We start from the raw sequence: 14,532 nt of genomic DNA on the forward strand, positions 1-14,532 counted from the left end.
CGTCCGGATCTAGGCTCCGTTCCGTCCGGCGTCGCACAGGGCCGTGTCGACGACACTTTCGAGATGCTTCGTGGCTGCCCCGGCGGTCGGGATGCTGGTCACCGCGACGTTGGCGGCCCGGCCGTCGTCCGTGACTCCGCCCCGGGTCTCGAATCCCGTGATGTCACCGCCGTGGCCCCAGTAGACACCGCCGCACGACAGCGGCCTGCTCATGATCCCCAGTCCGTAGCCGGCGCCGGTGTCCCCGATCGGGACGGTGGTGCGCATCTGGGCGAGCTGGGTCGCCGGGAGGAGGCGACCTGCCAGGAGCGCCGTGTAGAACCGGTTGAGGTCGGAATTGGTGGAGATCATCTGACCGGCCGCCCAGCCCGCGGAGGGGTCGATTTCCGTGACGTCGCGCAGAGGCGCGCCTGCCGCATCCCTGTGGTAGCCCTTGGGGTGGGGCTCGCGGATGGTCATGTCACCGGAGGCGGGGAAGTAGGTGTGGCGCAGCCCGATGCGCTTGACGACACGCCCGTCCATCTCCTCGGCGAGGGGCCGGCCGGTGACCTTCTGGATGATCAGGCCGGCCACCACGTAGTTCGTGTTGCTGTACGCCCATTTCGTCCCGGGGGCGAAGCCGGCCTTGCGCTGGAGGGCGATGTCCAGGAGGTCGCGGGGTTCGAAGTACCTGTGCCGAAGGATGTCGTCGCCGACGAGGTCTTCGTATTCGGGCAGTCCGCTGGTGTGCTGGAGGAGCTGACGGACGGTGATGCGTCGTCCGTCGATCCCCTCCCCGCGGAGGAGGCCCGGCAGATAGGTGTCGACGGTGGCGTCGAGGCCGATCTTCCCTTCACCGACCAGTTGCAGCACGACCACGGCGGTGAACGTCTTGGTGCTGCTGCCGATCCGCACCTGCCCGTCAATCGGCACCTTCGAGCCGGTGGCCAGGTCGCCCACCCCTGCGGTGTACGTACGCACGTGGCCGTCGCGGTCCTTGACGCTCGCCAGCGCGGCGGGCAGGCCGTCGGTGTGCACCAGTGCGTTCAGACCCTGCTGGACGGTGTCCGGCCTGGCGGCGGCGAACGCCGCGGGCTGCGCCACGACCCCCATCGTCATGATGCCGACAGCCACGGCGGCCGCTGCCCGCACGGCGCTGCGCCGACCGCTCCGCTGCCGCCTGGAAGAACGAAAGCCGTGCCATGCCCATGCCTGCTCGCGCACGAGTCCACTCCTAAGGAATCAAGGAATCGCTGAGAAATCGGTGATGTGCTCCTGCCCCACCTTGTCCGGATCCGTCCGCCCGGGGCGATCCGGCTACCCGCCCAGCCCCAGGTAGGGCTACCCCCCGGGTGCGCTCACCCGATGGGGCAACGCCTGCGTTGTCTTCCCCCATGAGAGGGAGACGCCTTCCACGCTCGGGGGATCCGCGGTTCCACCGCGTGCGGTTGTCTGGAGTCATGACGAACGCGACAAAGCTCCTGCTCACTCTCTTCCTGATGACTCTGCTGACAGCGACCGGGCTGTCGGTCCCGGCTCTGGCACAGCCGTCGGACGGTGACATCCGGGCCCGGATCGAGGCCATCCCCGGAATGCGGGTGCTCGGCGAACGGCCTGCCGTCCCCGGCCAGGTCGTCCTCGACCTCACCTACCGGCAGCCCACCGACCATCGGCACCCCGACCAGGGTTCCTTCGACCAGAGGCTGACCTTGGTGCACAAGTCGACACAGCGGCCCATGGTGCTGTACTCCAGCGGCTACGACCTCGGACCGTCGCCGAACCGCTCGACCGAGCCGACCCAGTTGCTGGACGCCAACCAGATCACCACCGAGCAGCGGTTCTTCGGGACGTCCCGGCCTGAAGACCCGGACTGGTCCAAGCTCACCATCTGGCAGGCGGCCGGCGACCACCATCGCCTCATCACGGCCCTCAAGAGGATCTATCGCGGCGCGTGGATCTCCACCGGTGGCAGCAAAGGCGGGATGACCGCCGTCTATCACCGCCGTTTCTATCCGCGAGACGTGGCCGGTACGGTCGCCTACTCCGCCCCGAACAACGTGGATGACCGGGACGACACCGCCTTCGACGCCCGCCTCGAAGAGGTCGGCACCGCAGAGTGCCGCGCCGCGATCAAGTCGGCTCAGCGTGACGCGCTGATACGGCGCGAGGCGATGACGGGGCGGTACGCCCGCTGGGCCGAGGGTGAGAAGAGGACCTTCCAGACCATCGGCAGCGTGGACCGCGCCTTCGAACTCGCAGTGCTGCGACTGCCGATGATGTTCTGGATGCATCAGCCCACGGGCGGCTGCGGATCCATACCCGCCACCACAGCCACGGACGACGCCCTCTACGCATGGGTCGCCAAGGTGACCCAGCTGCCGGTCTACACCGACCAAACCCTCGATGCCTTCACACCGTATTTCTACCAACTGGGCACCCAACTCGGGTACGTACAGTTCGCCGCCCCCCACCTGGACGGACTGTTGCGCTACCCGGGCATCCAGGAGACACGCTCCTACGTGCCGCGGGACATCCCCTTGCGTTTCCAGCCTTCTGCAATGGCGGACATCGACCGCTGGGTACGCGACCACGGCAGCTCACTCATGTTCATCAACGGGGAGAACGACATCGCGCTCGCAGAACACTTCAGTCTGGGCAGCGGTACTTACGACTCCTACCTCTTCAACGTGCCCGACGCCAACCACCACGTTTCCATCACCGGCCTGAGTCCGAACGATGCCGAACAGGCGGCCACCGCACTGCGCCGCTGGGCGTGTCAGGGGGTGTGACAGCATCCACTGCATGACGAGCACAGATGCGGGTGGCGGCCTGGACCTGTTCCGGGAAGGGGACTTCCCCTTCTTCACGCTGACTTTCGTACGGGACCTGTCGCCGAGGGAGATTCTCACCCGCATGGGCGTGGACCCGTCGACCGTGGCGCTTCGCGATGCCATGGACTTGTCGGACGATTTCGACGACGATTTTCTCGACGACGATGAACCAGTCGTCACCACCGGCACCGACGGCCCCTGGTCGTGGGCATGGGAACAGGGCGGCACGCACGGGCTGGACGAGCGCATTCTCCGGGCCGTCTCCACGGGTACCGAGGCCGTGGTGCTGCACTACAACGAGAAGCCGATGCACTGGTTCAAGTACGCGGTCAACGGCGAGACCATCGTGGACTTCCACACGCTCCAGGCCCTCGAACCGACCGGGCTGGACCCGGCGAGGCTTGACGAGTACATGAGGCCGCTGGGGCTCGTTCCTGGCAGGGTCGCGCCCGTTCACAGTGTCCTGGCGCTGGTGGAGGGTGCGTTCGGTATCAGCCTGACGCATCCCGGTGAGGTCGATGACGAGCGTTGGAGCGGGAGGCTGAATCCCCTCCCGGACTGAGCTCTTCATGCGGCGGCCTTCGGGGCCGGAGCGCCGGACCGTGTTCTGTCATCACGTCCAGGTGCGGTGGGCCGCACGGGCGCGCACCACGAAGGGCCGGGAGAAGACGGTGACGGCGACGGAGATCGCGGCCAGAGCGGTGATCGCGGTCCCAGGGGTGCAATGTTGGGCGACGCCGCCGGCGATCGCTGCTCCGACGCCCTGCCACGTCATGCGGCCGGCGGACTCGACGCCTTGCACCTGGCCCCGGACCGGGTCGGGGGTCGACGCGAGGAGCTGTTCCTGGAGCGGCAGGGTGGCGGCGAACCCGATGCTCGCGACGAACACCGCGGCGATCGCCACCGGTGTGGACGGGTGGGTGGCGAACAGCAGGTACGGGACGGCCAGCAGCAGCCGCAGCCCGAACGCGTAGCGGCGCCGCTGGTCGGCGGTGAGCAGCCGCCCGACGACAAGGTCTCCGATGAGCATGCCGGCCGATCCGGCGGCCAGGAGGGCGCCGGCGTGGTGTGGGGAGTAGGAGATGAACAGGGCCTCGCACCCGACGAGCAGGCCGTTGGGGACCCACAGGTTCAGCATCAGCGCCCGCTGGCCGGAGCGGGAGAAGAGCGCGACGTTGGTGGTCCAGGTCTGGCGCAGTCCGGGGCGGCGGGTCAGACGGATCGAGTGTTCCCGGACGGTTGTCGCCACGACGACGAGTGCGAGCCCGGTCAAGGCGGCTGCTATGACGAAGACCCCTTGCGGGCTCAGGTACCGGAGCAGTAGGGCCCCGAGGGCGTAGCCGAGGATCGCCATGCCGCCCGAGGTGATGTTCATCAGCGAACGGGCGAGCGCGTACGTGGAGGCCGGCGCGACCTCGGCGAGCAGCCCCATCCGCGTTCCGGTCCCGAGGGACTGGAAGAACCCCAGTACCAGGAGCAGACCGAAACGGGCAGTCAGCGGCAGCCCCGGAATCGCCTGAGCGGCGACACCCGCCAGCGAGACGCACTGGAGCGCGACGAGCGTCCGGCGAGGACGGCCCCCGTCCGCGACCGACATCAGCGTCAGTGCGCCGAGCACCGTCGCGAACGTGGCGCCGTACATGCTGACGGCCGTCAGGAACGGCGACCCCGTCTGGTGGTCGACCAGCATGCCGAGGGCGAAGCCCGACAGGGTGGAAGCGGCGGTCGTCAGAGTGAAGCTGGCATACAGGCCGGCGAACTCACGGTTGCGGAGCAGCGCGCGGTAGCCGGTGGTGGACGGCGTGGTGGGCGAAGACGTGTCAGATGGCATAAAAAAAGCCTCCGGACACACCCGCTGGGGCGCCGAAGGCCAACGCGACCATTCTAACAGCTGGTCGTCAGCCCCTCCCGGCGCTTACTGCCCGTCAGATCCTCGCGACTGGCGGGCGTTTCGGCGCGGCGGGAAGAAGACGCGCCCGTGGCCGCACCGTACGCCGTGTGATCGATGGTCAGCCCTGAATGAGCGCCCCCCGCAACAGGCTCAGCGCATGGCCTCGACGGGCGTGCCCGGCGCCGGCCACTGGCGACGGGAGGGAACCAGTGCCCGCAGGACCTGGAAGGCGTGGCGGCGCCGCCAGTCGTCCGGGGAGCGGAACTCGGCGATGAACGCGGCCGTGGACCTGCTGATGGAGCCCATCGCCTCGTCCCTCGCATCCGGATCCAGGAGCCTGTCGCAATTGAACCAGGCCAGCCCCCGAGCGACCCGGATCCCGTAGCTGGTGAAGAGTTCGTCGTCGCGGGTGAACAAGCGGTCCAGTGAATCGAGCCGACGGCAGTAGCGGGCGGCGATCTCGTCCTGGACCACGTCGATGGAGGTGGCCAGCAGGTCGTTCATGCGGTGGAAGTCGGCGATGCGGTGGTGGACCTCCTCGCGCGCGACCAGGGCCCGCAGCGCCAGCGGCAGGTCGTACGACATGTGCGCCATCATGGAGAAGAGCACCTCCTCCAGGACATAGGAGTGCCGCACGGTCGAGGCGGCGTAGACATCCCGCCAGGGTTTCGGGATGGTCTCCGGAAGATCGGCGGGGCGGATCTCCTCACCGGGTCGGGCATCGGGGACGGGGCCCAGCCAGCTGTCGATGGCGTCCATCGCCGTGAAATAGCCCGCGGCGAGGGAGACGGACAGGTCGGCGACCCAATCGGGAGCCCTGAACGACAGGTCGTTCGTACGCAGGCTCGCGGCGAGGTCGGACGTGAGCCGGAAGTAGGTGTAGGCGAACGCCGCGCGATGGTCCCGTTGGGCGTCGTACCGCGTGACGCGGGCGGCGAGCTCCCCGGCCACTTTGGCGACCTTCTCGGCGGCGGCGGCGGCGGCAGCGGCGGCAGCAGCAGTGACGTCCCTTGTCATGAGACCCGGCGGGCGTTCTCCGTGGCCTTCGCCCAGTCGCAGACGAGTTCCCCCGCCAGGCTCTGCCGGTCGGCTGCCACCCGGTACGTAGCCGTCCACGGGCTCCCCAGCAGCGGCATGTGGTAGACGGACCCCATGCCGGATGGCTGGATCTCCGCGGGGTAGGTGAACTTCCGCGTCAGGATGCCCGGCACGGGGCCGAACTGCTCGCTCGCCTCCACGGTGACGCCCCTGCCGTCAGGGGCGAGCAGATAGCGCTCCTTCAACAGGTACAGCGTCACACCGAACTTGGAGAGCCTGACCACGTTGTCGGCCACCCCGAAGGCGCCCGCGGACGGGCTGACGATGATCTTCGACTCCAGCCGGGACGCGCCGGTCAGCCGCTGGGTGACGGCCATCGCGACGACGAGCACCCGGTTCCGCAGTCCGATGCCGCGGGTGTCGCGGAAGCGTCGCCACGAGGTGACGCGGAACGTGAACTCCCCCTGCCAGCGCCCGGCCCCCACGTCGAAGTAGTAGATGTGACTGGGAGCGTCCGAGCGGGACGGCGCACTGCCGACATTGTTCGTCACCCTGTGTAGTCTACCGTTGGCCGTGTGTGCGGAACGTGAGCGCGTGGGCGTGTCTCTCGTTCTGAGCGGTGTGCTTGTCGGGGGCGGTCTCGATGAGGAGCAGGGCGATGTCGTCCGCCCGGTAGGCGGAGCGGCGGGCGTTGTGCAGGAGCCGGTCGGCGAGTTCGTCCAGCGAGTCGGCACGGGCATGGGCCAGGGACGCTCGCAGCCGGTCGATCCCCACGTCGATGTCGGCTGTGGGCTCCTCGACCAGGCCGTCGGTGTAGAGGGCCAGGACGGATCCGGGCGGGAGCGCGATCCGGGTTTCGGGGTAGGTGCTCGTACGCTCCACACCGAGGATCGGGCCGACCTCCAGGTCAAGGACGTCGGTGGCCCCGTCGGGGTGACGGAGCAGGGGTGGGGGGTGGCCGGCGGTGACGGCGTGGGCCTGGTGGCTCCGGGGTTCGAGGTGGATGAAGCAGCAACTGGCCAGCAGCCCGGGGTCGAGGTCGATGAGGGTCCGGTTGGCGCCCGCCATCACATCGCCGGGCGCATGCCCCACGGCCGCGAAGGCTCGTACCGCACTGCGCAGCTGGGCCATGGTGGCCGCGGCGGCGATGCTGTGGCCCTCCACGTCTCCGATGACGAGACAGACCCCGCTGTCGGTGGGGATGACGTCGTACCAGTCGCCGCCGATCTCCATTCCTCTGGTGCCGGGCAGATAGCGCATGACGGTACGGATCCCCGGGAGTACCGGCAGCCGGTGCGGCAGGAGCGCCTGCTGCAGGCCGCGCGCGAGGGTGAATTCCGAGTCGTAGAGCCGAGCTCGTTCCAGAGCCTGGGCGATCAGCCCTGCGAGTGCGGTCAGGACGCCGCGGTCCTTCTCGGTGAACTGGTGGATCTCGTCGAAGCCGAGGATGCAGGTGCCGACGGGGTGACTGGAGGCGATCAGTGGCAGGTACGCCCAGGAGCTCACCCCACCCGTGGGGATGTCCGGATAGTTCCGGGCGAGGTCGTGCTGCGACTCGATGAAGAGCGGAGCGCCGGACGTCAGGGCTTCCGTGCCCGGCAGGTGGGCGTGCAGAGGTACGCCCTCCAGCCAGTCGAGGAACCCCTTGTCGTGGCCGGTGTGGAAGAGCAGGTGCAGCGTTTCTTCGCGCACCACATAGATGGCCAGCCGCTGGCCTCCGAAGGCCGGCAGGAGCTGGTCGGAGACCACTTCGCAGACTTCGCGGGCGGTGACCGCCTCGGTCAGCGCGCTGCCCAGCTGCAGGACGTGGTACATGACGCCCATGCGTGCCGGGGCGGTGGCGGGTGCTGCCAAGGCGGGCGGGGCGGATGGCGTCGAATCCGGAGGCGGTTGACCGACGGGCACGACGCGGCCGGTCACCCCGTCCGGGGCGGGGTGGAGGGAGAAGGCGAGCCACCGGTCGGGCGAGGGACAGGCGAGGAAGGATGCCGGCGCCTGGGAGATCATCGCGGACCGGTGCCGGTACTCGATGTCGGGATCGGCCAGCCACGGCAGCGCTTCCCAGAGGCAGCGGCCCAGCAGTGCTTCGCTGTGAACGTCCAGCAGATGCAGGGCGGTGCGGTTGGCGTACGTGACCTGTCCGTCGGGGGCGAGCGCGAACAGTCCGTCTGTCAGGCGCTCGATCGCTGAGAGCGCCATATGGCCGGCCCGCGCGTCCACGACCGCGCCGACCAGCTGGGCGCGTGCCGACCCGTCTTCGGCCTCCGGTGTGCGGCCCCACACCTCGACCGTGCGGTACTTTCCCCCGCCGTCCGTGCCGACCCGGACGCGCAGGCGGCGTGCCACGGGCTGGCCTTCGGCAGCTGCCGTCTGCCCGTAAGCCCGGAATACGGCGAGGTCGCCGGGGTGCAGGCGGGAAGTGAGCGTTTCGGATCGCCCGTCGAATGTGCGGGGGTCAAGCCCGAAGATCGCGCAGCCCTGATCGTCCATGGTCACGGTGCCAGTGGCAAGGTCCCAGTCGAAGAAGCCGACCCGCACGGCCGACGGCGAGGGAGCCGGAACCTCGACGGGGACCGTGTCCGGTTCGCATTCCACAGGATCGCCCGTACGCGCCCGCAACGCGGCGAGGGAGTCGCCGAGCCGTCTGGCGATGGTCCGCACGCGCCGTCGCTCGGCCTTGGAGAGCCCCTCCATGCCGGGGGACGCCGCCCAGACGATCGCCAGCGTGCCGAAGGCCTCGCCTCCCGCGCTCACCGGAACGGAGCAAGAGCCGAACGCGTACGGCAGGGCAAGCGCGACCTGCGGATACCGGCGCATGGTCTCCTCTGCGTCGGCCAGGTGGATCGTGCGTCCGGCGCTGTACGCCACGGCGACCGGGATGGGGCTGCTGACCGGAATGAGGCGCCAGCCGCCGAGCAGGGAGGGCGGCACTCCGCAGGCCGCGGCGAGCACGACCGATCGGCGGTCACGGGAACGGAGAAAGACACTCCCGGCGTAGGCACTGGTCCTTTCGACGGCTTCGACAGCAGCTGCAGAGAGCAGGTCCTCACGCTCCGCCGTCTCGCCGAAAGTCATCCCGGGCATGTTTCCAGTGTGCGCAGACAAACGCGGGTCAGCCCGGCCACGGTGGCGACTCAGGGCGATCCGTCGATTGCGTAGCGCGTGCACCCGCCCTGACCAGGGCGTTTTGCGGGGAGGCGAAGGCGCGAGTATCGGCATGGGCCGTGGCACGGGTGTGGCGTGCCGCGGCTGGTTGCCGCGACACGCCACACCACACCTCGTGGCCGGCAGTTCACCCTCCTCGTGGGTGCGGCTGCCGGTCTGGATCAGCCGCGGTGCATGTGTCCGCGGCGACCCCAGGATTCGGTGTCGATGACGTTGCCGCGGTTGTCGCGGAGGGTGGCCGTGTCGCGCTCGTCCCACACCTGGTGACGGCGGTCCTGGTAGACGTCGTGACGGGTGTCGCGGCCGTGGCCGGTGTGGACCCTGACGCTGGAGCGGCCTTCGAGGCGGAAGTCGGTGAAGCGGTAGCGGTTGCCGTCGCGGTCGCTGAGGGTGAAGCCGCGCAGGTTGACGCTGTGACGGCCGGTGTTCTTCACCTCGACCCATTCGCCGTTCAGGGCACGGTTGGACCGGTCGTTGCGGTCGTTGCGGCCGGGGCTCTCGTACTGGACGTCGCCGATGACGATCGAGGAGCGGGAGCTGTGGTGGTCGCGCCGGTGGTCGTCGGCGGCGGCCGGCAGCGCCGCCGCGCCGATCAGGCCACCGGCGGCCAGGACCGCGGCGAGAGCACGGCGGGTGGCGAGAGAAGCAGACATGGAGATGACCCCTTCAACAGACGGCCCGGTCCGGCCTCGTGCAAGCCGGACGGGCTTCGAGCGGTTCCCGGCGTCCTGCCGAGGAGCCACACTCTGGCCCCCAACCGCCCCTGAACACAGCTCATTCGGTGCGTGTTGCCTAATCCGGATATGTCCGTAACTCTCCCTTGTAATAGGCAACGGTCAAAGCCGCATTGACGCCGATAACGTGGCAATTGGACGCAGGCCAGTGGGAAGCCTGCGAACCGCGCTTCCGGCAACGGAGACCACACGTCCGAGGGCACCCCTCGTCCCTGCGCCGAACGGGTTCAGGGGCCTGTAACAGCCGGTGCTCGCATTTCTTCGCATGGAGATGCGGAAACGATTCTGGTGTGCGAGGCATGGCGTACTGAGACGGCACTCGTGCCGGTTGCCGCGTCGGCCGTCCGAGGGCGTGCGGACGGGCGAGGGCGCGTCCACCCACAGGAGCCCCGAACGCCTCCGCAGCGTCGCCCTCGGGGCGAGCCGCACCACCGGGCCGCCGTCTCAGAACGTATGCCAGTGGTACTTCCCGCCGCCGACCCATCGGACCTCGCCCGGGTTGTCCAGGTCGTGGATCGTGATGCCGGAGGCAGCGGCGGTCAGCACCACGTCCGTCATGGACCTGGCGGTGCCGACGACCTCGCCGTCGATCTCCACAATGCGGAACGGCGGGTCACCAGGCTGTACGCCGAGTACGGTGACCCGCGCCGAGGAGATGTAGGGACTCGCGCTTTCGGTCATGCGGAGATCGCTTCCACGTCACGACCTGCCGTAATCGCCGTCAGCCGCCGGCACACGCCGACGCGCTGCGCATGGGCTCGCCGAGCGCATGGGGCGTGGACAGGGCCGTGCGGCGGATCCGGTGGTCGCCCCGGCGGGGGTGTGCTGCTCGCGCCGCGCTGCTGCTCCGTCCTGCGGGAGTGACGATGGTGGCCTGTGACTCGTCCGACGGAGAAAAGGGAGCCGGCCCCGTGCTCGAACGCAAGCCTCGCAAGGATTCCACCGCGGTGACGTTCACCTTGCCCGCCGACGTTCCCGCGGGCCCGGTGAGCGTCGTGGGGGACTTCAACGGCTGGACCCCGGGCGCGCACCAGCTCAAGGGCCGAAAGGGCGGAATGCGGGCCGTGACCGTGAACCTGCCTTCCGGGCAGCGACACGCGTTCCGCTATCTGGCGGCGGGGGGCTACTGGTTCGACGACGACACGGCTGACGCGCACGACGGCCGCAACGGTCACATTCACACCTGAACTTCCGCCTTCCTCCGGCGCGCTTGGCGGCTGTGTCTCCGTCCCGGAGGGGACGGCTGCTTCTGCGAGCGACTGCAGCATGCGCAGGCGCAGGCCCGTCTACGGCCCTGGCCACGATCGGGTGGGGAAGCGGCCGCATGGGGTGGCGATCACGGCGAACGGGCGGCACGCCTGTGTGGCCAACGTGGATTCGGACCCGGTGATTGTGATCCCCAAGCGCCGGTCCTGAGCGCCTCACGTCGCCTTGAACGGATGGGGGACTCGGAATGAGGTCAGGTACCCCTACCCCGGAGCGTGTCCCCAAGGCTTGGCTCCCGCCGGGGCGAGAGCGTCCGCGCGGGCGCGCAGGTCCTCGGCGATGTCGTCCCAGGACGGGCCGTGTGCTTCGAGGTTGAGGGCCGCCTCCCGCATCATCGCCGGATCGTGGGGCCGCTGGAGCAGGATCAGCCGGTAGGCGAGGTTGCGTACCCACACCGGCAGGAGGCCGTGGGCCTCGCACTCGGGCGTAGGGCCATACTCGTCGCCCCAGACGCACCGGGCGTGCTCTGTGAGGGTGGTGTGCATGCGGCGAACGTTACGCGGAGTGTCCATCGGGCGTGGCCGCGATCGCCGCCCCGGAGCGGAAAGCCTTCCGGAGGAACTCGACGGACTCGGCGGGATGTGTGGTCAGGCCGGTGTGTCCGCCGGGGAAGTGCAGGAGTTCCGTGCCGAGCCGCTCTGCCAGGAAGGCAGCTGGACGGTAGGGCAGCTCGCCTCGTGAGTCCTGGCCACAGGCGAGCACGAGCCGGTCCGACAGCGCCTCCAGCCGGTGGACGTCCGGGACGTAGGACATGAAGCCGGGCACGATGCGCCCGACGAAATACGGCAGGTTGGCCATCGTCCGCTCGGCCCGGGCAGCAGCCTGCGGTGGAAGCCTGACCTCGGCCTTCGGCTCGGTGGTGTCGCCGTCCTTCTTCAGGCCCGCGGCGAACACGGCCATCGCCGGCATGAGCCCCTCCGAGCGGAACGTTGCCTGTACGCGCGCGATGAGCGCGCGATGCTCGGAGGCGTCCGGCAGGACCTCCACCACCGGCGGCTCGTGCGCCACGACGCGTTCGATGCGTTCAGGGTGGGCGGTGAGCAGGTGCAGGGCGGCGATCGCACCCGAACTGGCGCCGAACACCCGGGCAGGCTTACCGGGTGACAGCAGTTCCAGCATCCGGAAGGCGTCATCGGCGTGTTCAGCCACTCGCTGCTCGGCCTCGGGGTCGTCCAGAGTGCTTCGGGACATGCCGCGCGGGTCGTAGGTCGCGACGGTGTATTCGGCGGCCAGGTCGTCGCTGATGCCGTCGAACGAGGCCGCGCCGCCCGCCCCTCCGGGTATGAGCAGCAGGAGCGGGCCCTCGCCGCGTACTTCGTAGTGCAGGGTCGCGCCGTTCACGCGCAGGCTACCGATGGTCGGGTCGATCACGAGTCGTCTCCTTCTCGGGACGGGGGCCAGTGCTCCAGGAGGGTGTGCAGGGCGTCGAGGGCGCGGACCCAGGACTGCTGCGGCGTGCGCTCGTGCGCGAAACCGCCCGCGGCCTCCAAGGCGACGAAGCCGTGGAACGTACTGCGCAACAGCCGGACCGCGTCGGTCAGGTCCGGCTCGGCCAGTCCGTAGGCGCGCAGCATGCCGTAGGTCAGCTCGACCGCGCGTCGCGGTCCGGTCGCCTTCGCGGCCAGCTCGGGGTCGATCCGGATCGGGATCTGTGTCGCCATGTAGCGGCCCGGATGCTCGTGGGCGTACTCCCGCCATGCGTTGGCGAACGCGACCAGCGCGTCTCTGCCCGCCAGCCCGGCGGTCGCCTCCGCGATACGGATGGTCTTCTCGTCCGCCGCCAGGAGCGCGATCCGTCCGCGCAGATCCTCCAGGCCGCGGACGTGCGTGTAGAGGCTCGCATCCTTCACGCCGAACCGCCGGGCCACCTGCGACATGGTCACCTGGTCGAGCCCGACCTCGTCCGCCAACTCGGCGCCCGCGATCGTCACCCGCTCCGCCGTCAGCCCTGCCCGCGCCATGCGGCCTCCCTTGGTCGTTCCTAGTAGTCCTAGGTATAACCTAGGGCTACTAGGAACACAAGGCGCCGCTCCGGGGCCAGGAAACCGCTTGCAGTAATTTTCGCTCCTGGGCTTTCTGCGCTGACCTCGCACTGCTTGAATGGCCCGCCGCCAACTACCCCTCGCATCAAGCCACTTGTGGCCACGATCCTAGGAAACCTCCATGCCTGCGCGCGTCAACCCCCCACCGCGGCGCTCCCTCCCGGTCCTGCGCCTCGCCGCACTGCTCGCCGTGCTGGCCTCCGTCATCGTCTTCTTCTCCGGCGCCCCGCAGGCCCGCGCGGCGCCGGCCTGCGCCGTCCTGTCCTCCGGGGCCGCTCCACAGGCCAACTCGGCCGTGAACGCCGCCTGCGGCTTGATCGGCACGCCGTACTCCTGGGGCGGCGGCCACGGCGGGCGGCCAGGCCCCACGTACGGGATCTGCGATCCGTCCAACGGTGCCCCGAACGACTGCAATGTGCGGGGGCTGGACTGCTCCGGAATGGTCCGTTACGCGTACTACCTGGCCGTGGGCACCGACGTCATCAACGGAGCGAGCAGGATCCAGTGGGCCTCCTCCCGGGCGGTCGCCAGGTTCTACCGCAGCGACGGCGCCGCACCCCTGCTCCCCGGTGACCTGGTCTTCTTCGGGAACGCGCCTTCGACGATCCATCACGTGGCGATGTACCTGGGTCGGGGCTACATCGCCGAGGCGCCGTACTCCGGCGGTCACGTGCAGGTGTCCGCGCTCTCGTCGCACGGCGACTACTACGGAGCCGTACGCCTCTACGGCCCGGGAGGGGGATCCCCCGTACCGCCCGGCGGCGGCCGGTACTGGGTGGACACGTTCGCGAAGGCCCAGGTCTACGGTTCGCCGACGAGTACGTCGGGCACGGGCACGCTGAACGCGGGAACCAACTATGTGTTCTGCAAGGCGTGGGGGCGTGAGATCCGCAGTGGGAGCAGCTTCAACCATTGGTGGCTGAAGACCGATCCGGACGTGGGTCCGGCCGGGCAGTGGGTGTCCGCGTACTACCTGTCCAGGTGGGGCAATGACGTCGCCAAGGACAACAACGGCACCGTCATCCCCGACTGCTGAACCCATACTCCTGATCTCGGACACGATCGACTGCAACACGATGCCCCGGGCGCTCGCCCCGGGGCGTCGTCTTGCCGGAGGAGGCCGCGTCAGGCTTCGCGGTCCATGACTCGACGGGCCGCTTCCGCCTCCGCCGCGGGTGGTGACAGTTCATCGAGCGTGTCGAGCTCGTCGTCCGACTCCAGCTCCTGCTCCCAAGCGGACGCGAGACGTTCCTGCTCGTCGTGCGGTCTGCTGGTGACGGCCTCCCGATGGTCCGGTTCCAACGCTGCGAGGAAACGTCTGACCGCGTCCGTCGGCATGCCGTACTCCTTCTCGCCGTGGGGGAGGGGCGGCGGCAACTGCGATGCCGCGCCCGGCCCAGGATGGCGAACCAGGCCGGCGCCGGCAGCCCGACACGGCGCGTCGCCACCCGAATGCCTGCGCCGGCCCCTCACGGGCCAGGATCGTCGGCATGCCGGCACGATGACCGCCCACTGCCGAGGCCGGACAGTACGACCTCACCCACCGGGCCCGACCCTGCAGGCCCTGAGTGCTCGGCGTCCGACAC

15 protein-coding genes are annotated in these 14,532 nt (G+C 69.4%); 4 read left to right on the forward strand and 11 right to left on the reverse strand.

Translation table 11 applies throughout. The annotated features are described in order from the left end of the window. Window positions 1-9 precede the first annotated feature (9 nt). On the reverse strand, window positions 10-1,092 hold the full coding sequence (locus ACFYOB_RS27280) for a serine hydrolase domain-containing protein (RefSeq protein WP_388563873.1): 1,083 nt from the start codon (window positions 1,090-1,092) through the stop codon (window positions 10-12). Window positions 1,093-1,439: 347 nt separating this feature from the next. Between ACFYOB_RS27280 and ACFYOB_RS27285 the strand changes: the two genes are divergently transcribed. Together ACFYOB_RS27285 and ACFYOB_RS27290 are read left to right on the forward strand one after the other, a co-directional pair. After that, complete coding sequence (locus ACFYOB_RS27285) at window positions 1,440-2,768, forward strand: S28 family serine protease (RefSeq protein WP_388563757.1); 1,329 nt, start codon at window positions 1,440-1,442, stop codon at window positions 2,766-2,768. A gap of 13 nt (window positions 2,769-2,781) precedes the next feature. Beyond that, entirely contained in the window at window positions 2,782-3,372 is a 591-nt protein-coding gene (locus ACFYOB_RS27290) for a DUF6461 domain-containing protein (protein ID WP_388563759.1), read from the forward strand. A 51-nt stretch (window positions 3,373-3,423) separates the two neighbouring features. Here the strand turns inward: ACFYOB_RS27290 and ACFYOB_RS27295 are convergent, their stop codons facing one another. The 6 genes from ACFYOB_RS27295 to ACFYOB_RS27320 all read right to left on the reverse strand — a co-directional run bounded on the left by ACFYOB_RS27295 (window position 3,424) and on the right by ACFYOB_RS27320 (window position 10,319). Beyond that, window positions 3,424-4,641: an MFS transporter gene (locus ACFYOB_RS27295; RefSeq protein ID WP_388563761.1), complete on the reverse strand. Its 1,218-nt coding sequence runs from the start codon at window positions 4,639-4,641 to the stop codon at window positions 3,424-3,426. A 210-nt stretch (window positions 4,642-4,851) separates the two neighbouring features. Next, complete coding sequence (locus ACFYOB_RS27300; protein ID WP_388563763.1) at window positions 4,852-5,718, reverse strand: DUF5995 family protein; 867 nt, start codon at window positions 5,716-5,718, stop codon at window positions 4,852-4,854. After that, window positions 5,715-6,290 (reverse strand): hypothetical protein, encoded by a 576-nt coding sequence (locus tag ACFYOB_RS27305; protein ID WP_388563765.1) that lies wholly within the window; start codon window positions 6,288-6,290, stop codon window positions 5,715-5,717. Before ACFYOB_RS27305 ends, ACFYOB_RS27300 begins: the two co-directional genes overlap by 4 nt. A gap of 10 nt (window positions 6,291-6,300) precedes the next feature. Next, the gene (locus tag ACFYOB_RS27310) at window positions 6,301-8,823 is read right to left on the reverse strand and encodes a SpoIIE family protein phosphatase (RefSeq protein ID WP_388563767.1); all 2,523 of its coding nucleotides are present in this window, start codon (window positions 8,821-8,823) and stop codon (window positions 6,301-6,303) included. Between the two features lie 242 nt (window positions 8,824-9,065). Then, window positions 9,066-9,557 (reverse strand): lamin tail domain-containing protein, encoded by a 492-nt coding sequence (locus ACFYOB_RS27315; RefSeq protein ID WP_388563769.1) that lies wholly within the window; start codon window positions 9,555-9,557, stop codon window positions 9,066-9,068. 525 nt (window positions 9,558-10,082) lie between these two features. Beyond that, a complete protein-coding gene (locus ACFYOB_RS27320) occupies window positions 10,083-10,319 on the reverse strand; it encodes a hypothetical protein (protein WP_388563771.1) in 237 nt (78 codons plus the stop codon). 230 nt (window positions 10,320-10,549) lie between these two features. Between ACFYOB_RS27320 and ACFYOB_RS27325 the strand changes: the two genes are divergently transcribed. Further along, a complete protein-coding gene (locus ACFYOB_RS27325; RefSeq protein ID WP_388563773.1) occupies window positions 10,550-10,825 on the forward strand; it encodes an isoamylase early set domain-containing protein in 276 nt (91 codons plus the stop codon). A gap of 282 nt (window positions 10,826-11,107) precedes the next feature. On the opposite strand, the gene ACFYOB_RS27330 is transcribed toward ACFYOB_RS27325, so the two are convergent. Genes ACFYOB_RS27330 through ACFYOB_RS27340 form a run of 3 tightly spaced genes read right to left on the reverse strand, consistent with a single transcriptional unit; the run spans window position 11,108 to window position 12,865 of the window. Further along, on the reverse strand, window positions 11,108-11,389 hold the full coding sequence (locus tag ACFYOB_RS27330; protein WP_388563775.1) for a hypothetical protein: 282 nt from the start codon (window positions 11,387-11,389) through the stop codon (window positions 11,108-11,110). A gap of 10 nt (window positions 11,390-11,399) precedes the next feature. After that, complete coding sequence (locus ACFYOB_RS27335) at window positions 11,400-12,275, reverse strand: alpha/beta fold hydrolase (protein WP_388563777.1); 876 nt, start codon at window positions 12,273-12,275, stop codon at window positions 11,400-11,402. Continuing rightward, window positions 12,272-12,865: a TetR/AcrR family transcriptional regulator gene (locus tag ACFYOB_RS27340; protein ID WP_388563779.1), complete on the reverse strand. Its 594-nt coding sequence runs from the start codon at window positions 12,863-12,865 to the stop codon at window positions 12,272-12,274. Before ACFYOB_RS27340 ends, ACFYOB_RS27335 begins: the two co-directional genes overlap by 4 nt. A 202-nt stretch (window positions 12,866-13,067) precedes the next feature. On the opposite strand from ACFYOB_RS27340, the gene ACFYOB_RS27345 reads away from it, so the two are divergent. Beyond that, window positions 13,068-13,982: a C40 family peptidase gene (locus ACFYOB_RS27345; RefSeq protein WP_388563781.1), complete on the forward strand. Its 915-nt coding sequence runs from the start codon at window positions 13,068-13,070 to the stop codon at window positions 13,980-13,982. A gap of 89 nt (window positions 13,983-14,071) precedes the next feature. Here the strand turns inward: ACFYOB_RS27345 and ACFYOB_RS27350 are convergent, their stop codons facing one another. Continuing rightward, window positions 14,072-14,284, reverse strand: coding sequence for a hypothetical protein (locus ACFYOB_RS27350; protein WP_388563783.1), 213 nt, complete (start codon window positions 14,282-14,284; stop codon window positions 14,072-14,074). Window positions 14,285-14,532 lie beyond the last annotated feature (248 nt).

Origin of the sequence: Streptomyces sp. NPDC006463, from assembly GCF_042870715.1 — a bacterium.
In the GTDB taxonomy this organism is placed as follows: Bacteria; Actinomycetota; Actinomycetes; order Streptomycetales; family Streptomycetaceae; genus Streptomyces.